Source organism: Colwellia sp. PAMC 20917 (assembly GCF_001767295.1).
In the GTDB taxonomy this organism is placed as follows: domain Bacteria; phylum Pseudomonadota; class Gammaproteobacteria; order Enterobacterales; family Alteromonadaceae; genus Colwellia_A.
The window spans coordinates 1315646-1335838 of record NZ_CP014944.1 but is presented as its reverse complement, the minus strand read 5'-3'; the positions used below and the strand labels follow the sequence as shown (position 1 = coordinate 1335838).

14 protein-coding genes, 1 tRNA gene and 3 rRNA genes are annotated in these 20193 nt (G+C 41.1%); 13 read left to right on the top strand and 5 right to left on the bottom strand.

The window, feature by feature from the left end; genetic code table 11:
* Position 1 precedes the first annotated feature (1 nt).
* From A3Q34_RS05685 to A3Q34_RS05670, 4 genes are read left to right on the top strand one after another with little or no spacing between them, the layout of a single operon-like run.
* On the top strand, positions 2–1429 hold the full coding sequence (locus A3Q34_RS05685) for a hypothetical protein (RefSeq protein ID WP_070374478.1): 1428 nt from the start codon (positions 2–4) through the stop codon (positions 1427–1429).
* Between the two features lie 14 nt (positions 1430–1443).
* A complete protein-coding gene (locus A3Q34_RS05680) occupies positions 1444–3579 on the top strand; it encodes a pilus assembly protein (protein ID WP_157470835.1) in 2136 nt (711 codons plus the stop codon).
* Positions 3579–3995, top strand: a complete 417-nt coding sequence (locus tag A3Q34_RS05675) for a type IV pilin protein (protein ID WP_070374476.1) — start codon at positions 3579–3581, stop codon at positions 3993–3995. Before A3Q34_RS05680 ends, A3Q34_RS05675 begins: the two co-directional genes overlap by 1 nt.
* A gap of 1 nt (position 3996) precedes the next feature.
* Positions 3997–4350 carry a TapY2 family type IVa secretion system protein gene (locus A3Q34_RS05670; protein ID WP_070374475.1) on the top strand — a complete coding sequence of 118 codons (354 nt, stop codon included), beginning with the start codon at positions 3997–3999 and terminating at the stop codon, positions 4348–4350.
* A gap of 9 nt (positions 4351–4359) precedes the next feature.
* Here A3Q34_RS05670 and A3Q34_RS05665 read toward each other — a convergent pair whose 3' ends face one another.
* The 3 genes from A3Q34_RS05665 to nadE form a co-directional block, all read right to left on the bottom strand.
* A complete protein-coding gene (locus A3Q34_RS05665; RefSeq protein ID WP_070374474.1) occupies positions 4360–4941 on the bottom strand; it encodes a GspH/FimT family pseudopilin in 582 nt (193 codons plus the stop codon).
* Positions 4942–5156: 215 nt separating this feature from the next.
* Complete coding sequence (locus A3Q34_RS05660) at positions 5157–5732, bottom strand: GspH/FimT family protein (RefSeq protein ID WP_070374473.1); 576 nt, start codon at positions 5730–5732, stop codon at positions 5157–5159.
* A gap of 84 nt (positions 5733–5816) precedes the next feature.
* The gene (gene nadE / locus A3Q34_RS05655) at positions 5817–6668 is read right to left on the bottom strand and encodes an ammonia-dependent NAD(+) synthetase (RefSeq protein WP_070374472.1); all 852 of its coding nucleotides are present in this window, start codon (positions 6666–6668) and stop codon (positions 5817–5819) included.
* Positions 6669–6872: 204 nt separating this feature from the next.
* Between nadE and glnB the strand changes: the two genes are divergently transcribed.
* Positions 6873–7211 carry a nitrogen regulatory protein P-II gene (gene glnB, locus A3Q34_RS05650; RefSeq protein WP_070374471.1) on the top strand — a complete coding sequence of 113 codons (339 nt, stop codon included), beginning with the start codon at positions 6873–6875 and terminating at the stop codon, positions 7209–7211.
* A 135-nt stretch (positions 7212–7346) separates the two neighbouring features.
* On the opposite strand, the gene A3Q34_RS05645 is transcribed toward glnB, so the two are convergent.
* Positions 7347–8111, bottom strand: coding sequence for an outer membrane protein assembly factor BamD (locus tag A3Q34_RS05645; protein ID WP_070374470.1), 765 nt, complete (start codon positions 8109–8111; stop codon positions 7347–7349).
* A gap of 187 nt (positions 8112–8298) precedes the next feature.
* Between A3Q34_RS05645 and rluD the strand changes: the two genes are divergently transcribed.
* From rluD to clpB, 3 genes are all read left to right on the top strand, one after another.
* A complete protein-coding gene (gene rluD / locus A3Q34_RS05640; protein ID WP_070374469.1) occupies positions 8299–9276 on the top strand; it encodes a 23S rRNA pseudouridine(1911/1915/1917) synthase RluD in 978 nt (325 codons plus the stop codon).
* A complete protein-coding gene (pgeF, locus tag A3Q34_RS05635) occupies positions 9236–10054 on the top strand; it encodes a peptidoglycan editing factor PgeF (protein WP_231907434.1) in 819 nt (272 codons plus the stop codon). The genes rluD and pgeF overlap by 41 nt, the downstream gene beginning before the upstream one ends.
* A 128-nt stretch (positions 10055–10182) precedes the next feature.
* Positions 10183–12756 carry an ATP-dependent chaperone ClpB gene (gene clpB, locus A3Q34_RS05630; protein WP_070374468.1) on the top strand — a complete coding sequence of 858 codons (2574 nt, stop codon included), beginning with the start codon at positions 10183–10185 and terminating at the stop codon, positions 12754–12756.
* A gap of 10 nt (positions 12757–12766) precedes the next feature.
* Here the strand turns inward: clpB and A3Q34_RS05625 are convergent, their stop codons facing one another.
* Positions 12767–13213 carry a DUF4124 domain-containing protein gene (locus A3Q34_RS05625; protein ID WP_070374467.1) on the bottom strand — a complete coding sequence of 149 codons (447 nt, stop codon included), beginning with the start codon at positions 13211–13213 and terminating at the stop codon, positions 12767–12769.
* 180 nt (positions 13214–13393) lie between these two features.
* Here A3Q34_RS05625 and pssA point away from each other — a divergent pair, with 180 nt between their 5' ends.
* The 5 genes from pssA to rrf all read left to right on the top strand — a co-directional run bounded on the left by pssA (position 13394) and on the right by rrf (position 20184).
* Positions 13394–14191, top strand: a complete 798-nt coding sequence (pssA, locus tag A3Q34_RS05620) for a CDP-diacylglycerol--serine O-phosphatidyltransferase (protein WP_070374466.1) — start codon at positions 13394–13396, stop codon at positions 14189–14191.
* Positions 14192–14880: 689 nt separating this feature from the next.
* Positions 14881–16425, top strand: a 16S ribosomal RNA gene (locus tag A3Q34_RS05615).
* 86 nt (positions 16426–16511) lie between these two features.
* Positions 16512–16587: transfer RNA gene (locus tag A3Q34_RS05610), tRNA-Ala, on the top strand.
* Positions 16588–17031: 444 nt separating this feature from the next.
* A 23S ribosomal RNA gene (locus tag A3Q34_RS05605) occupies positions 17032–19922 on the top strand.
* Between the two features lie 147 nt (positions 19923–20069).
* Positions 20070–20184: ribosomal RNA gene (rrf, locus tag A3Q34_RS05600) — 5S ribosomal RNA — on the top strand.
* Together the 16S, 23S and 5S rRNA genes with 1 tRNA gene alongside form the textbook arrangement of a ribosomal RNA operon.
* The last annotated feature ends 9 nt before the right edge of the window (positions 20185–20193 follow it).

The following is a 20193-nucleotide window of genomic DNA, read 5'->3' as shown; positions in this document are numbered from 1 at the left end:
CATGAAAAAATTATTATTATGTAGCGCATTGATATTTACATCTCTTGCTTCTTATAGTGAAGATATCGAACTGTATATTGGTGATGCAGCACAGCGTACCGGTAATAAACCACAAGTACTGATTATTTTTGATAATTCTGGCAGCATGAATAGTTTAGAGTCAGTCGATGAACCTTATGATCCTAATACAGTTTACCCCGCGGTTGGAAGCGATAACTCCTTATCAGATAAATTTATTTATTTTACTCGAGGTGGCATTGATGGCTCTTCTTCCCTTGTTCCCGATAGTTCTCATGAAAGGCGCCGTTTTCTTGATGCTATTAATAGCTGTGCAACTGCCCGTGAACGTTTAGCATCTGTTGGCTTTTATACCGGACACATTCGTGAATATGCTTTTCAAGGAAACTCAGGAAGTTGGCAAGAGATCCCCGATAACAATGGCGCTAATATTGAGGTAATTGACTGCGAAGATGATGTTAATTTAGTGCCTGCAAACCCTGAGGTTAATGCAGGTATAAAAACAAATAACGGTTCTGTCGTTGATTTACCCGATGGCTTTCCCATCGATGGTGAGGGTTCGAAAGAAAGTCCTGTTTATTATACGGCAAACGCCAATAATTCAAATGTTATTTGGTCGGGTGAGGTTGTTACACTTTATACCGACAACTATTTGCGTTGGGCAAACAGTGAAACGCTTGAGCAGGTTAATCGCACCCGTTTAGAAATAGCACAAGATACGGTTACTGATTTAATTGAATCGGCACCTTCTGTTGATTTTGGTTTACAAGTTTTTAATTATAATCATTCTGGCGAATTTGTTCGCGATGGTGGCAGAATTGTTTTTGGTATCCAAGAAATGACCGCAGCAGCTCGCGCTGAATTAGTAAATATTATTGATTTAGATATTGATGGTGAAACGAATACGCCATTATGTGAATCACTTTATGAGGCTTCGCGCTACTTTGGAGGTATGTCAGTAGATTTTGGTGATAATGATTCAAATTATGATGGTAATACTTATCGTGGTAATACACCGCCAAGAGATACCTCAATTGAAGATGAGGGGGTTTATCAATCACCCTTTAATTCATGTACTAATGAAGTTTATGTGATTATGATTACAGATGGTGAGCCGACTAGGGATCTTGCCGCTAACACTTATATTCAAAGCTTACCTGATATCGGCCTACCGTTTAACGTTAACGGTACTAACAACTATTTAGCGGCACTTGCGGGTTGGATGCACACCCATGATTTACATAGCACCTTACCTGATGTGCAATCATCAACACTCTTTACTATAGGGTTTGGCCAAGATGCTATTGATGATGCGGGAGCGTTATTACGTGAAGCTGCAAAATTGGGGGGGGGCAATATTACCCGGCTAAAGATCCCAGTGCCTTACTGGCTTCACTTCAATCGGCATTAACCAATATTTTGGAAGTGAATACTAGCTTTACAGCTCCTTCGGTTGCCTCAAATAATTTTGATAGAACTGAAACGTTAGATTCAGTTTATTATGCGATGTTCGTTCCTGATCATGGTGCAAGGTGGCAAGGAAATTTAAAAAAACTTAAAGTGACCGATGGCCAGCAAGTCGATAGAACGGGTGCTGGTGCTATTGATGATAATGGCAATATTTCAAAAAATGCCAAAACCTTTTGGAGCACAGATACCAATCCAGATGGTAACGATGTTAAAAAAGGTGGCGTAGCTGAAATGTTACGTACTAAATCTACGCGCGTTATTGTCAGTGATATTGGGGTTGATGGTGCCTTAATGCCACTAACACGAACGAATGCCGCAACATCCTACGGTGACGAAGCGACGCTAGCAAGTGAATTGGTTACAGAAATTGATGAAATTGATAACATGATCAATTGGGCCAAGGGAATTGACGTTGATGATGAAGACAACGATAGTTCAACCACAGATATTCGTAGTGATGTTTTTGGTGACCCACTGCACTCTAAACCATTAGTTATTAATTATGGTGGTGCAAGTAATGATCAAGATATTCGCATAATCGTTGGCACCAATGCCGGCGTTTTACATATGTTTGACGATAATGGAGCAACAGTTGATGAAAATTGGGCTTTTATGCCTAAAGAATTTTTTTCAAAAATAAAAACTTTACGTGAAAACTTTACGTCATCAGGTAAATCATACGGCATAGACAGCCCAGCCGTTTCATACTTACTGGACGTCAATGGTGATGGATCTATTGATAGCGCAAGTGGAGATAAAGCGTGGATATTTTTTGGTTTACGTCGTGGTGGCTCTTCATATTATGCTATGGATGTTAGTGACCCAGATACTCCTAAGTTATTGTGGCATCTAGATGCAAGCTCACCAGGATTTAGCCATTTAGGACAATCATGGTCGCAACCTAAAATAGGGTTTTCAGCGCTTAATATAGTAAATGGTACACCAAAACCTGTACTTTTTTTTGCTGGCGGGTATGACACAACTAAAGATAACTTAACCGTTGGTGCAGATGATACCTTAGGCCGAGCTGTATATATGGTCGACGCAGAAACAGGTGTACTAAAATGGAGTTTAAGCCCTGATGCAACGAGTGCGACTAATACTCAATTTACTGAGATAACTGATAGCGTGCCTTCTAGCCTCGCTATCTTAGACAGCGATTCTGATGGCTTAACCGATCGTCTTTATTTTGGCGATACAGGTGGAAATTTTTGGCGTGTTGATATGCCAGGCAATGCTCCCTTTAGTGGAACATCGCCGTGGACTGCTTTTAAATTAGCTGAGTTGGGTGGAACAACTCATGCGACAGATCGCCGTTTTTTTAGCGAACCTTCAATTGCTAGAACGTATATTTCAGACACGATAGAAACTACATTAGTTGATGCTAATGGTATTAGTTCAACCGTGGTAACAAAACAGGAAAGACCCTACGAAGCGATACTTATTGGTAGTGGCGACCGTTCAACACCTGCGGCCAATGATACTGACGATAAATTTTTCATGATTAAAGATGCCAATATTGTAACCACATCATTTGTTGCTTCACCTACGCACCCACAATTGGCAATACCCGTTGCTATTTTAGCGACAGATCTTTATGACTACACTAACAACCCGTTTGGCCAGGCATTGACTGCCGAAAATCTGCAGACACTCGAAATAAACGTTGGTAATAAAAAAGGTTGGTTTATGGATTTCGTTGGTGATGGTGAGAAAAATACGGCCTCAGCCATTGTTATTAATGGCGTTGCTTACTTCACTTCATTTACGCCTGCCGCGGTCTCTGCAGATCCTGACAGTTGTGAATTAAGTGATGGTTCTGGTATTTTATATGCGGTGGACTTAGCGCTTGGCACGACTGTCTATGACTGGAGAACATGGGAAATAGCGGCGGGCATTCCTGATACTCCTTCAATTATTATTACTAAAGACCCAAAAGCGCCTCAAGAACCTTGCGAAGGCGATTGTCCGCCTGTTGAAGAGGAAGCAGAAGTGATTGCCACGATAAAACTATTAGCTGGGAAAATTATTCCGTTAGGCGTTAGCCTAGAAACGTCAAGAATATACCTTTATGTAACGGAGTCAAATTAATGATAGTGAGTGAAAATAAAGGGCGAGTTAAAGGTTTTACTTTGCTTGAGCTAATGATATCGGTTGCTGTAGTGGGTATTCTAGCTTCGATTGCTTATCCGTCATATATTGATAATATTTCAAGGGCAAATCGTAGCGAGGGTCAACGTGAATTATTGCGCTTAGCAAGTTTGCAAGAACAGTATTTTATTGATCATCGAGCATATACCACAGATATGAAAAAATTAGGTACGCTTGCAGATCCTTACATAACGGATTCTGGGTTTTATAGCATAGATGCTTCCGTTGTAGGGGGAACTTACACATTGACCGCATCGGCTAGAGGAACGCAAGCGACAAATGACTCGTCTTGTTTAACGTTATCTATCACTGATACGGGTAAGAAAGCTGCAACATCAACCAATTGCTGGGAGTAATATGATGAAATTTTTATTTAAGCATTGCTTAGCGCTCAACTTACTTTTTGTAAGTCTACTTTTTGTAAGTCTACTTTTTATAAGTATTGATAGCGTGGCAAAGACGACAGACAAATCGACAAAAATTAAGATTAAATGTCATGTTGAACTAATGGGCGGTAACGACATTATTCATTTTGGCATTATTGGGTCCAATAAACTGGCAAAATATCCTGATTGGTTAGTCGGCAAAAAAATAGCGACTGGCTTTTCAAAGCAAAAGCAGCAAGTTCATCGAGTAAAAGAATGTGTTAAATCAAATGATGATTTTTCCAATGCTCTTTCAAAAAAATTAGATGAAAACACTGCTCGTTAAAGAGGAGACTTAGCTGCAAGTAATTTCATTGCCTGAGCGGTCTTCATCAATGCCATCGCTATCTGTGTCAGAGGTAACGTATGAACGTCCAGAGGTAGTTACTGTAATACCTCTTGACTTGGCCGGGTAGTCTTTTGGACAATATTTAAATGGGCTAGCACTAACGCCACCCGTGATGTTGCCTGTAGGTCGGTATATAATGCTATCTTGGCCGTACTGAAGTTTGTCATTAGTTTTTATCTTAGCCTTTACTGCAACGATTCTTTCGTCAGTGGCGGGCTCATAAGTTTTATCGCCATCTATATCAATAAAAACACTGACTTCGTTTTGCCAATTAGTATCACAACGATTACTTGCATTAAGTGGGCACAAGGTAACCGATTGTTCTGCGTTTATGGCGGTATTTCTTGCTGTTAATAGTAGTCTTTGTAAATGAGAAATTTCATTGTCGACGCGTGTTTCAACTAAAAAACTATTGAAATTTGGCAGCGCTATCGCCATTAAAGTTGCTCCAATAGCGATAGTTATCATCAATTCAACGAGTGTAAAACCCTCTCGCTTGTTGTTTGATTGCAAATAATCATACTTCATAATATAAGCCTTAATTTCTTGTTATACCCATGAGAGCACTTAGTTAGTCTTATGGGGATTACATCATATTCAAAACTGTGTGAGAATATTTCAAGATAATTAAGTTATATCACTTAAGTCACTCTTTCGCTAGGTTGCTGTTATCGATATCAGAGCTTGTTATTATTGAAATGATAATAAGCTATATACCTTTTAAAAGCGCTTGTGGTCATAGATTAGTGACAGCGAATGATTCGACCGCTACGATTTTCATCGGCTCCATCCATATTTTGGTCGCTCGATAAATAAAACCGTCCAGCCCCTGAAATGATAATTCCTCTTGATTTATTACTGTGTGATTTTGGACAATAGCGGAAAGTACCATTACCTCCCCACACAGCGAGCCGTCCACTGGGTGCGTAAATTAATGCTGTTCTTCCTTGAGCATACTGTAATTTATCGCCTGACTTTATGGCTAATTTTATTTTTATAATCACTTCAGCACTTGAGGCATCGAGCGCTTTGTTCTTGTTATCATCATAAAATACAGTCAGCGTTTTATGCCATTCGTTTGAGCACTGACCAGAAGGGGTAAGTGGACAAACAGTAACAAAACGTTCCTGATTAACCGCATGATTTCTTGTTAATAATAATAGCCGATGTAAGGCTGTGATCTCATTATCAACACGTATTCTTATCCTTAAATCTGCAAAAGTAGGAATAGCTATAGCGGTAAGAATAATTAATATAGCTAGCGTGATTAAGGTTTCAATGAGAGTGAAACCCATTATTTTAAACGATAAGTATGACATAACATTAAGCCGTCCGTTGGCTAGAGTAGATGTATTACTAGGTATAGCTGTTAACGTTAAATTTACAAGTTTAACGCTTAAAAGTTAATCGTAAATTGTTGGAATAGGTAGTCGCTTATGTTGGGTTTTTTGATAAATATTAATGATGAGTGCTTGCACCTCTGCTGCTACTGGTTTGCCTTCCAAGAAATCATCTAACTGTTCATAACTCATACCTAGTGCATCTTCGTCAGTTTTTCCCGGATCCAATTCTTCAAGATCCGCGGTTGGATCTTTATTAATTAATAAGTCTGGCGCACCTAAATTTTCTGCTAACAACCGTACTTGGCGTTTAGATAAACCAAATAAAGGCGCTAAATCACAGGCACCATCACCCCATTTAGTAAAAAATCCGGTGATGTTTTCTGCGGAATGATCTGTCCCTAAAACAAGTGCGCCAACAATACCTGCAATGTGATATTGCGTTACCATTCGGCTTCTAGCTTTGGCATTACCTTTTGAAAAATCGATTTGTGCATCGTCTGCCGATAAGATATTTGCTTGGTTAAGCGCGTTAAGCGTTTCAATGTGAATGCCATTAACTGCATTCAAAATATTGGTTACTAAACTATGTGTCGGTTGAATAAAGTCCAAAGCGAGCTGGGCATCGTCTTCATCTGCTTGCACGCCATAAGGTAAACGAACCGCAATAAATTGATAGGGTGATGTCGAATTATTATTAGCTATTCTTTCTTCAGCATTGAGCTCATCAATGGCAAGTTGTGCGAGACGTCCACAGGTAGAAGAGTCGACACCACCACTAATGCCTAGCACTAAATTTTTTAGTCCGGCAGTCTTAAGTGTTTTTTTGATAAATTCAATACGGCGCTTTATCTCAAACACGGCATCTATTTGAGGTAAAACTCTCATTTCATTTATGATCAATTGCGGATCCATTCAACTTCCTTTGATAGTTATTCGATAAGTTAAATTATCCTAGTGTAACGTATACCTGTGATACTTCAATATATAGGTAACCGGTATTAACTAGTTTGTTTGCTATCTGAAATTTAAATGGCTTACAACAAATATAGCGCTTGGGTTTATTTGATATAATTGTGTACAATTCAAAGTATATTTCGCGGTTAATGGATAACAACAATGAAAAAAATAGAAGCAATTATCAAACCATTCAAAATGGATGATGTGCGTGAAGCATTAAGTGAAATTGGCATCACAGGTATGACTGTTTCAGAAGTTAAAGGTTTTGGCCGACAAAAAGGGCACACTGAGCTTTATCGTGGTGCAGAATATATGGTCGATTTCTTACCGAAAGTAAAATTAGAAATTGTTGTCACCACAGAACAAGTTGAGCGTTGTGTTAATGCTATTATAGAAACAGCGCAAACCGGTAAAATTGGTGATGGAAAAATATTTATCACTGATGTTGAGCGGGTGATCAGAATCCGTACGGGTGAAGAAGATGAAGCCGCTATTTAATTTTATCAGTTAATCTCATCATAAAAAAAGCCCATTGAGTATTATATCTCAATGGGCTTTTTAATCATTTAAACGTTATCATTGATAAAGAAAATTTTTATAGCTTCTATTTCAATGCTGACAAACAGTTAAAATTTAACGAGTTAAAAACTTATTATTTGGATAATTTGCTGCTAAGACTTGCTTCGCATTAATTTTTAAATCCATTAAGTCTAACTTGTCGTAACACTCAATCATAATCTCTAAGGCTTGTTCCACTTCCTGGCTAGGCGAGAAGTATTCAACAATGTACTTACCACGATTTGCTGCTGATGCCCAAGCATCACGTTTCATATAAAAACGAGCGACGGTCAATTCATACTTAGCTAAACGTGACTTTATACCAATCATACGTTTGCGTGCATCAGCGGCATATTTACTTTGCGGTAGCTCAGTCAAAATCGTTTTAAAGTCTTTGAATGCTTCGCGAGCAGCCGTTGGATCTCTGTCGGAACGATCAATGCCTGCTAACTCTTGAAAAAGATTCTCTTCAGTTGAAATATTGATTAACGCTCGCATGTAATAAACATAATCAAGATTGACATGATCAGGATTTAAACGCAGGAAACGATCCGCCAAAGCAATACCTTGAGCTGAATTACCACTCTTATAATAAGCGTAAATTAAGTCTAATTGCACTTGATGAGAGATAGGACCAAATGGAAAGCGTGAGTCAATTGCTGATAAAATTTGGATAGCTCGTTGATATAAGCCACTATCAAGCGCAGTTCTAGCATCGGTGAACAATGCTTGTGCTGACTTGTCTGGTACTTTTTCAATGTCGGTTTTGTTTGATGATGAACACGCCGCTAGCCCTAATGAAAGCACTAGTATTATCATTTTTATTGTCAAATTTTGCATAGACTTTGTTATCACTACTTTGTTTTAGTTAAAGGTATTAGTTAAATAAATATACGCCCTTTGCAAATTACTTAATGTAATTAATAGAGCAAAGAGGTAAAATAAACACTGGCATTCTAACCTAGCATACTTGCCTTGCACAGCGCTAATTCATAGTAAATTTATAGAGAGTTAAATAGAAATTTTAATGGCTGAAATAATTCAACATACAGATACGGTTCCTGAAACTTGTTTAGGTAAACGATTCGACCAAACATTAGCTGAGATGTTCCCTGAATATTCTCGTTCTCGCATAAAAGAATGGATCTTAGCAGGTCACGTTACTTTAAACGGCGCTATTTTGATAATACCACGCGAGAAAATGTTTGGCGGGGAGGTGATCAAAATATCAACTGAAGTTGAAGGCGACGTGCGATTTGAACCACAAAATATTCCTTTAAATATTGTTTATGAAGATGACGATATTATAGTTATTAATAAACCTGCTGGTTTTGTAGTTCACCCAGGTGCAGGTAATCCTGATGGCACGGTACTTAATGCTTTATTGTATCATTGCCCACAGCTTGATGTTGTCCCTCGTGCCGGCATCGTCCACAGACTAGATAAAGATACAACGGGTTTGATGGTTATTGCTAAAACAATTGCAGCGCAAACAAACTTAGTCGATGCTATACAAGAACGTGAAATAACGCGTGAATATGAAGCGATTGCTAATGGTCTAATGACAGCTGGTGGTATGGTTGATGAACCTATAGGTCGCCATTCAACCAAAAGAACACACATGGCTGTTAGTCCTTTTGGACGTCCATCGGTAACGCATTATCGTGTAATGGAAAAATTCCGTTTACACACACGTTTAAGATTACGTCTTGAAACGGGTCGTACGCATCAAATTCGTGTTCATATGGCGCATATTACCCATCCATTGATTGGAGATCCTAATTACGGTGGTCGTCCTCGTCCTCCTAAAAATGCGACAGAAGATTTGCGGGATTTATTGCGTAGTTTTAAGCGCCAAGCATTACATGCGGCAATGTTGTCATTATTTCACCCTATAACGGGTGAAGAAATGACTTGGCATGCACCTATTCCAGATGACATGGTTAATTTAACAAATGTTTTGCGTGAAGATTCGAAAATCAACGCAACAGACGACTATTTATAACAGTCTCTACAATATAGAATGGCCAGTACTAAATGTACTGGCTTTTACTACGACAAGACTCCATCCTCAAAAAAAATCGTTATCCTTTAATCACAGCTATTCTTCAGTATACGGCCAATTTAACTTGGGCGAACATGTTGGTGATGACTTGGTTAATGTCAACAAAAATAGAGCTTCGTTACTCGCATACTTACCGCTTAATACAAAAATTCAATGGCTTGAACAAGTTCATGGTAATAAAGTTGTGACCATAGAATCTTATTCAAAAACGCCTTTAGTGGCTGATGCGATAATCACTCGGCAGAAGAATATTGCTTTAGCCGTGATGACCGCTGATTGTTTACCGATATTATTAACTGCGATAGACGGCAGTGAAATTGCTGCGATCCATGGTGGTTGGAAACCCTTAGCTAAAAATATTATTACCAATACCGTCAATAATATGAAAACAGACAATGAAAATATCATTGCTTGGTTGGGGCCTTGTATTGGTGAATATGCTTTTGAAGTAGGGCAAGAAGTAAAGTGTGCCTTTGAAAGTCAGTCAGAAAAATTTGTATCGGCTTTCACAGCTATAAATGAACCATTAGCGCTAGAAAAACATAAAGCTAAATACCTAGCCAATTTAGCAATGATAGCAAGAATCCAACTAAATACGCTTGGTATTAATAAGGTTCATCATTTAAACCATTGTACCTATTCTAATGAACGGCAGTATTACTCTTATCGACGAGATACCATTACCGGACGAATGGTTTCCATCATTTGTCGACAATAAGTTTAAATAAATAAACTAAATCTTATTTCAAATCAAAAGCTTTTCACTTTGTTCCTTGAAAAATTTAAATTATATCCTTATCTATAAGGTATAAAAGAATATTTTTCTTTGTTAGGCAGGAGAGCCTCATGCGTTTAGACAGATTAACCCAAGCATTTCAAGTCGCTATTTCAGACGCACAGTCAATAGCACTAGGCCGGGATCATCAATTTATAGAACCCGTGCATATCATGTTAGCGCTATTAAATCAGAACGCGAGTAGCATTATACCCTTATTGAAAAGTGCAGGAATTAATGTTCTTTCACTGCGAACACAAGTAGAGACGGTTATAGAACAACTTGCGCAAGTTTCTGGATCAGGTGGCGACGTACAACTTTCTTCTGCTATGGGGAACTTACTTAACCTCTGCGATAAGTTCGCACAAAAAATGGGTGATAAGTATATATCTTCTGATGTTTTTATCCTTGCCGCTATTGAAGACAAAGGTAAGCTAGGTCAAATATTAAAGTCGCTTGGGGCAAGTGAACAACGTGTTCAAGATGCAATATTACATGTGCGTGGCGGTCAAAAAGTTGATGAGCCTAATGCTGAAGATGTTCGACAAGCACTTGATAAATATACGGTGAACCTAACAGAGCTTGCCGAGCAGGGTAAACTAGATCCCGTTATTGGCCGAGATGATGAAATACGTCGCACGATACAAGTTTTACAACGTCGTACGAAAAATAATCCGGTATTAATTGGTCAGCCAGGTGTTGGTAAAACAGCTATCGCCGAAGGGTTAGCACAACGTATCATTAACCACGAAGTTCCTGAAGGGTTAAAAGGTAAGCGGGTATTGTCATTGGATATGGGGGCTTTGGTTGCTGGCGCAAAATATCGTGGTGAATTTGAAGAACGTTTAAAGGCGGTATTGAGTGAGCTAGCCAAAGAAGAAGGGCAAGTCATTTTATTTATTGATGAACTTCATACTATGGTCGGTGCAGGTAAGTCTGACGGCGCGATGGATGCAGGTAATATGTTAAAACCTGCTCTTGCCCGTGGTGATTTACATTGTGTCGGCGCGACAACATTGGATGAGTATCGTCAATATATTGAAAAGGATGCGGCCTTAGAGCGTCGTTTTCAAAAAATATTAATCGAAGAGCCTAGTGTTGAAGATACGATTGCCATATTGCGCGGTTTAAAAGAGCGTTACGAACTTCATCACAGTGTTGATATTACCGATCCAGCCATAGTCGCCGCTGCTACTTTGTCACATCGTTATATCAGTGATAGACAATTACCTGATAAAGCGATTGATCTTATCGATGAAGCGGCTTCTAGTATTCGTATGCAAATAGATTCTAAGCCAGAAGACTTAGACCGATTAGAGCGGCGCATCATTCAACTGAAATTAGAACAACGGGCATTAGAGAAAGATTCAGATGAGGCTTCTAAAAAACGTTTAGGACTGATTTCATTGGATCTGAGCGTTTGTCAGACTAATTTTGATGAGTTAGATGAAATTTGGAAAACTGAAAAGGCTGCTTTACATGGTACACAGGCTATTAAAACAGATCTAGAACAAGCTCGACTTGACTTAGAGGCTGCCCGACGATTGGGCGATCTTAACCAAATGTCAGAACTACAATATGGCAAAATACCGGAATTAGAAAAACAACTCGACTTAGCAAGCCAAGCCGAAATGCAAGAAATGACGTTATTAAAAAATAAAGTCACTGAAGTTGAAATTGCTGATGTATTAAGTCGAGCAACGGGTATTCCTGTTTCTAAGATGCTTGAAGAAGAATGCGATAAATTACTGCAAATGGAGGATAACTTACATCAGCGTGTTATAGGACAAAACGAAGCGGTTATCAGTGTTTCTAATGCTATCCGACGTTCAAGAGCTGGGCTTGCCGATCCAAGCCAGCCGATAGGATCGTTTTTATTTTTAGGTCCTACTGGTGTGGGTAAAACCGAACTTACGAAAGCATTAGCCCATTATCTTTTTGACAGTGAAGATGCACTTATTCGTGTTGATATGTCTGAATTTATGGAAAAACATTCAGTTTCTCGATTAGTGGGTGCTCCTCCCGGATATGTAGGGTATGAAGAAGGGGGCTATTTAACGGAAGCTGTTCGACGCAAACCTTATTCTGTTATCCTTCTTGATGAAATTGAAAAAGCGCACAGTGATGTTTTTAATATATTATTACAAGTGCTCGATGATGGACGTTTAACGGATGGCCAAGGGCGAACTGTTGATTTTAAAAACACTGTTATCATTATGACTTCTAATATTGGCTCTGATCACATACAAAAGTTTGCCGATGACGGCCAGTATGAAGAAATGAAATCTAAGGTGATGTCAGAAGTGAGCTTACATTTTAAGCCTGAGTTTATTAATCGCATTGATGAAACAGTTGTTTTTCATCCATTAATATCACAACAGATAGAAAAAATAGCAGCAATACAAATTGACGGTCTAAGAGATCGTTTAGCAGACCAAGATATTAAGCTATCAATTAGCCAAGAAGCACTTGCGCTGATTTCTTTGGCTGGATTTGATCCTCTATTTGGAGCAAGACCGTTGAAAAGGGTAATTAGACAAAAGATTGAAAATCCATTAGCTCAGAAAATATTATCAGGAGCCTTTAAAAATAAGGCAGAGATAAGTATTGAAGTCAGTGACGGTGAATTAGTTTTTACGCACTAACAAATTTGTATTAGGGCATGTCACTTAAAGACGCACAGTAAACTTCTGTGCGTTTTTGGTTTATCGCTAATTGCTGTTGTTTCTCTATTTTTGTTAATATCTGTTTACCGCCCTTATCATCCGTATATTGGACCTTATCAAAAGCCATTAACATGGCAATATTTTCTTGTGCCTCTAGACATTTCTCAGGTCTATTTATAGTTGCCATGAGCTCATCTTGATTTTGTTGAGAAATTACCTCTTCATCTGAAACTAGCGGGTTGGTAATAATGTCTGCTCGACTGATTACACTTGACTGATTCGACACTAAAAACTGGGTGTACTCATCACCAACAGGCTGATGTTGACTAAAATGAACTACATTGTTTTCATCTACCCAGCGATAGACCATTAGTTCACTCGCCGAACAAAAGCCAAAATAAAATATCAGCCCAAATAACAGAATACGAAAACTCATTGATCACCTATTAACAATATAAAGAAAAGCCCTAATACTTTATATAACAATACAATTGGGACTTTACAAATTATAACGAGGAATTATTATGCTATTACTCTCTAATATACCCATGATAGTTTTTTATGTTAGATTTGATTAACTATACCTATATATTTTTAAACAAGCGTAGTAACAATAATGAATAATAAAAAAACAAATACCAGTACTCCTTCGAAAGGTATTTACCTATTACCTAACCTATTAACGACCGCAGGACTGTTTTCTGGTTTTTTTGCCATAGTTTCTTCAATGAATGGCCACTTTATTAGTGCAGCTGTAGCAATATTTATTGCCATGATATTTGATGGTTTAGATGGGCGCGTTGCTCGGATGACAAATACACAAAGTGAATTTGGTGCAGAATATGACAGTATGGCTGATATGGTCTCTTTTGGTATAGCCCCTGGACTTGTTGCCTATAATTGGGCGTTATCGAGTTATGGAAAATTTGGTTGGTTAGCCGCTTTTGTCTTTGTTGCCTGTGCAGCACTTCGTTTAGCACGGTTTAATACGCAGGTTGGTATTGCTGATGCCCGCTTTTTCCAAGGTTTAGCAAGCCCCGCGGCCGCGGCAGTTATTGCCAGTTTGGTCTGGGTTGGTGCAGAATATCAAATAAATGGCCAAGACTATGGCATTGTTGTTGGCATTATTACTATGCTTGCAGGATTATTGATGGTCAGTAACTTTCGTTACAACAGTTTTAAAGAAGTCGATTGGAAGGGGAAAGTTAATTTTTTTGTGGTTTTGCTCATTGTACTCGCCTTCGTCATTATCGCTTCTAGCCCTGAGAATGTTTTACTTATCGTCTTTGGCTTCTATGCTTGCTCGGGGCCGTTTACGACTATCCGCTCTGTTAATAAGTTAAAATTAGAAGATGTCGTCGGTGATGACAAAGATGAAGACTTTAATACGGTTGATAACTCGAAAGATAAATAACAGCAGTAATTAACTGTCTGTAGCACCAGCTTTGTGAGCAAAAGGCATTAGTTGTTTGATTAAACCACAATAAAAATACGGTTTGTACGTTAATCGAGCGAACAAACGTTTATTTCAAAGTTATTACAAAAAAGGGTTGACGCCCAGCGAGAAATGTCTAGAATGCGCTCCAGTTCCAAGGGGTTCAGTCAAAACGAACTACGAAAGAGCTGTTTTGATAAGTTATCTACATCACTTTAGAGTAAAGTAGTTAACTTAGCGTTATATAGATAAGGTTTGAATTTTCGAAAAGAACTTCAAATTAAATTAAATAAAACGTTGACATCGAAACTAGAGTGCGTAGAATACGCATCTCGCTTCAGGCAAGGCCTGTAGCAACGAAGCAAAGCGAATGAGATTTTGTTTCGGTTAACTCTTTGAGTTAACGTTCTTTAACAATTAGTTATCATGCAATTTGTGTGGACACTCACATTACATTGATTTTACATAGTCGGTTCTTAATTCTCTAACGAGAGGCAAGGAAAGACGTAAAACAGTTTAATAATGATGTCACACAGATTAAGTATTAATCATTAATTTGATTAGTACGTTTTATGTAGTTATCGCATCTCTTTTAAGAGTTGCTGGTAACACGACAGAATTCATTGAGCAGATGTCTTAACTTAGGTTAAGCATCACAAACGATTTTTTAATTGAAGAGTTTGATCATGGCTCAGATTGAACGCTGGCGGCAGGCTTAACACATGCAAGTCGAGCGGTAACAGAGAGTAGCTTGCTACTTTGCTGACGAGCGGCGGACGGGTGAGTAATGCTTGGGAATATGCCATATGGTGGGGGACAACAGTTGGAAACGACTGCTAATACCGCATAACGTCTACGGACCAAAGAGGGGGATTCTTCGGAACCTCTTGCCATTTGATTAGCCCAAGTGAGATTAGCTAGTTGGTGAGGTAATGGCTCACCAAGGCGACGATCTCTAGCTGGTTTGAGAGGATGATCAGCCACACTGGGACTGAGACACGGCCCAGACTCCTACGGGAGGCAGCAGTGGGGAATATTGCACAATGGGCGAAAGCCTGATGCAGCCATGCCGCGTGTGTGAAGAAGGCCTTCGGGTTGTAAAGCACTTTCAGTTGTGAGGAAAGGTGGGTAGTTAATAGCTGCTCACTGTGACGTTAGCAACAGAAGAAGCACCGGCTAACTCCGTGCCAGCAGCCGCGGTAATACGGAGGGTGCGAGCGTTAATCGGAATTACTGGGCGTAAAGCGTGCGTAGGCGGTTTGTTAAGCAAGATGTGAAAGCCCAGGGCTCAACCTTGGAACTGCATTTTGAACTGGCAAACTAGAGTACTGTAGAGGGTGGTGGAATTTCCAGTGTAGCGGTGAAATGCGTAGAGATTGGAAGGAACATCAGTGGCGAAGGCGGCCACCTGGACAGATACTGACGCTGAGGCACGAAAGCGTGGGGAGCAAACAGGATTAGATACCCTGGTAGTCCACGCCGTAAACGATGTCAACTAGCTGTCTGTGGACTTGATCCGTGGGTAGCGGAGCTAACGCATTAAGTTGACCGCCTGGGGAGTACGGCCGCAAGGTTAAAACTCAAATGAATTGACGGGGGCCCGCACAAGCGGTGGAGCATGTGGTTTAATTCGATGCAACGCGAAGAACCTTACCATCCCTTGACATCCACAGAAGAGACTAGAGATAGACTTGTGCCTTCGGGAACTGTGAGACAGGTGCTGCATGGCTGTCGTCAGCTCGTGTTGTGAAATGTTGGGTTAAGTCCCGCAACGAGCGCAACCCCTATCCTTATTTGCCAGCGCGTTATGGCGGGAACTCTAAGGAGACTGCCGGTGATAAACCGGAGGAAGGTGGGGACGACGTCAAGTCATCATGGCCCTTACGGGATGGGCTACACACGTGCTACAATGGCAAGTACAGAGGGCAGCAATACCGCGAGGTGGAGCGAATCCCACAAAGCTTGTCGTAGTCCGGATTGGAGTCTGCAACTCGACTCCATGAAGTCGGAATCGCTAGTAATCGTAGATCAGAATGCTACGGTGAATACGTTCCCGGGCCTTGTACACACCGCCCGTCACACCATGGGAGTGGGATGCAAAAGAAGTGGCTAGTTTAACCTTCGGGAGGACGGTCACCACTTTGTGTTTCATGACTGGGGTGAAGTCGTAACAAGGTAACCCTAGGGGAACCTGGGGTTGGATCACCTCCTTATCTTGAAGTAAAAGCAGTTTAATGGAAACTTCGGTTTCACGAGTGTCTACACAAATTACATGATAACAAATTAGAAGAATCCCGATGGGGCTATAGCTCAGCTGGGAGAGCGCCTGCCTTGCACGCAGGAGGTCTGCAGTTCGATCCTGCATAGCTCCACCATCCTATATTTATAATATAGGAGACCATTATGATTCTTCATTAAAGAAAAGACCAAATTAAGGTTTACTTTCGTCATGCTGAACGTGTTTCAGTGTTTTGTGAGTGAATATTAATTTGGTTTTTTAAACCACGTTTTTAACCGAATGCGCGTTAAGAATGAGTTCTTTAACAATCTGGAAAGCTGATATAAATAAGGTATTTATAAAGCAACTAACATTAGTAAGGGGTGTCGCGCTCATTACTTCTAAATAGTTTGCACATTTTATAAATATCTACAAAAGCGATTAATAGCGAAAGCTGTTAATCAACATTTGTTTGCTCTTACTCAGAGTAAACATCTTATTCAAGACACATTTATTTGTGCGTGAAAATGTCAGACTTTACAATTGCTGTGGATTAGTCTCCACAGTGTACTTCGTGTCGAAAGACTACTTAGGGTTGTATGGTTAAGTGACTAAGCGTATGTGGTGGATGCCTTGGCAGTTAGAGGCGATGAAGGACGTGTTAATCTGCGATAAGCATTGGTGAGGTGATAAAAACCGTTATAGCCAATGATTTCCGAATGGGGAAACCCACTGACATAAGTCAGTATCATTAAGTGAATACATAGCTTAATGAAGCGAACCAGGAGAACTGAAACATCTAAGTACCCTGAGGAAAAGAAATCAACCGAGATTTCGTTAGTAGCGGCGAGCGAACGCGAATCAGCCCTTAAGCTTATTGGGCGCTAGTGGAATGTACTGGAAAGTACAACGATACAGGGTGATAGTCCCGTACACAAAAGCAACCTTTGAGTGAAATCGAGTAGGACGGAGCACGTGAAACTTTGTCTGAATATGGGGGGACCATCCTCCAAGGCTAAATACTACTAACTGACCGATAGTGAACCAGTACCGTGAGGGAAAGGCGAAAAGAACCCCTGTGAGGGGAGTGAAATAGAACCTGAAACCGCATACGTACAAGCAGTGGAAGCCGGATTTAGTCCGGTGACTGCGTACCTTTTGTATAATGGGTCAGCGACTTATATTCTGTAGCAAGGTTAACCGATTAGGGGAGCCGTAGCGAAAGCGAGTGTTAACTGCGCGTTTAGTTGCAGGGTATAGACCCGAAACCCGGCGATCTACCCATGGGCAGGTTGAAGGTTGAGTAACATCAACTGGAGGACCGAACACACGTATGTTGAAAAATGCGGTGATGACTTGTGGGTCGGAGTGAAAGGCTAATCAAGCCGGGAGATAGCTGGTTCTCCCCGAAATCTATTTAGGTAGAGCCTCGCACGAACACCATTGGGGGTAGAGCACTGTTAAGGCTAGGGGGTCATCCCGACTTACCAACCCTTTGCAAACTCCGAATACCAATGAGTGATATGCGGGAGACACACTGCGGGTGCTAACGTCCGTTGTGAAGAGGGAAACAACCCAGACCGCCAGCTAAGGTCCCAAAGTACTAGTTAAGTGGGAAACGATGTGGAAAGGCATAGACAGCTAGGAGGTTGGCTTAGAAGCAGCCATCCTTTAAAGAAAGCGTAATAGCTCACTAGTCGAGTCGGTCTGCGCGGAAGATGTAACGGGGCTAAACTAGTCACCGAAGCTGCGGATTCATAGTTTACTATGAGTGGTAGGGGAGCGTTCTGTAAGCCGTTGAAGGTGAGTTGTAAAGCTTGCTGGAGGTATCAGAAGTGCGAATGCTGACATGAGTAACGATAAGGGGAGTGAAAAACTCCCCCGCCGAAAGACCAAGGTTTCCTGTCCCATGTTAATCAGGGCAGGGTAAGTCGGCCCCTAAGGCGAGGCGGAAACGCGTAGTCGATGGGAAACAGATTAATATTTCTGTACTTCTATATATTGCGAAGGAGGGACGGAGTAGGCTAAACAGGCACGGCGTTGGTAGTCCGTGTGAAAGTACGTAGGTGGTTAACTTAGGTAAATCCGGGTTTTCATTCAACACTGAGATACGAGACGAGACTCTACGGAGTTGAAGCTGTTGATGCCATGCTTCCAGGAAAAGCTTCTAAGCTTCAGATATATAGGAACCGTACCCCAAACCGACACAGGTGGTTAGGTAGAGAATACTAAGGCGCTTGAGAGAACTCGGGTGAAGGAACTAGGCAAAATAGTACCGTAACTTCGGGAGAAGGTACGCTACTCTCGGTTAAACCCTTGCGGTGTAAGCTAAGAGTAGTCGAAGTAACCAGGTGGCTGGAACTGTTTATTAAAAACACAGCACTGTGCAAAATCGAAAGATGACGTATACGGTGTGACGCCTGCCCGGTGCCGGAAGGTTAATTGATTCGGTTAGCGCAAGCGAAGCTGATGATCGAAGCCCCGGTAAACGGCGGCCGTAACTATAACGGTCCTAAGGTAGCGAAATTCCTTGTCGGGTAAGTTCCGACCTGCACGAATGGCGTAATCATGGCCACACTGTCTCCACCCGAGACTCAGTGAAATTGAATTTGCGGTTAAGATGCCGTATACCCGCGGCTAGACGGAAAGACCCCGTGAACCTTTACTATAGCTTGACAGTGAACATTGCTCCTACATGTGTAGGATAGGTGGGAGACTATGAAACTTTGTCGCCAGATGAAGTGGAGTCTACCTTGAAATACCACCCTTGTATGCGTGATGTTCTAACCTAGGGCCCTTATCGGGCTTGGGGACACTGTCTGGTGGGTAGTTTGACTGGGGCGGTCTCCTCCCAAAGAGTAACGGAGGAGCACGAAGGTTGGCTAAGTATGGTCGGACATCATACGGTTAGTGCAATGGCATAAGCCAGCTTAACTGCGAGACAGACACGTCGAGCAGGTACGAAAGTAGGTCATAGTGATCCGGTGGTTCTGTATGGAAGGGCCATCGCTCAACGGATAAAAGGTACTCCGGGGATAACAGGCTGATACCGCCCAAGAGTTCATATCGACGGCGGTGTTTGGCACCTCGATGTCGGCTCATCACATCCTGGGGCTGAAGTCGGTCCCAAGGGTATGGCTGTTCGCCATTTAAAGTGGTACGCGAGCTGGGTTTAGAACGTCGTGAGACAGTTCGGTCCCTATCTGCCGTGGGCGTTTGAGAATTGAAGAGGGCTGCTCCTAGTACGAGAGGACCGGAGTGGACGAACCGCTGGTGTTCGGGTTGTTATGCCAATAGCATTGCCCGGTAGCTACGTTCGGAACTGATAACCGCTGAAAGCATCTAAGCGGGAAGCAGGCTTTGAGATGAGTTCTCACTGGAGCTTTAAGCTCCCTAAAGGGTCGTTGGAGACTACAACGTTGATAGGTCAGGTGTGTAAGGACTGCGAGGTCTTGAGCTAACTGATACTAATTGCCCGTGAGGCTTAACCATACAACACCCAAGTAGTTTTACTGCGAAGTGTTTGTAAAAGACTGACATATATAGAATAACTTCACGCACTGTAATGAATTGAATAAGAAAACGCTTTTATATTTATGGCTCTAGCGAGCAACAGCTTTCAAGATTGTAACCTTTTTGTCTAGCGACAATAGCACTGTGGCACCACCTGATCCCATTCCGAACTCAGAAGTGAAACGCAGTAGCGCCGATGGTAGTGTGGGAGTTCCCATGTGAGAGTAGGACATTGCTAGGCTCCTATTTA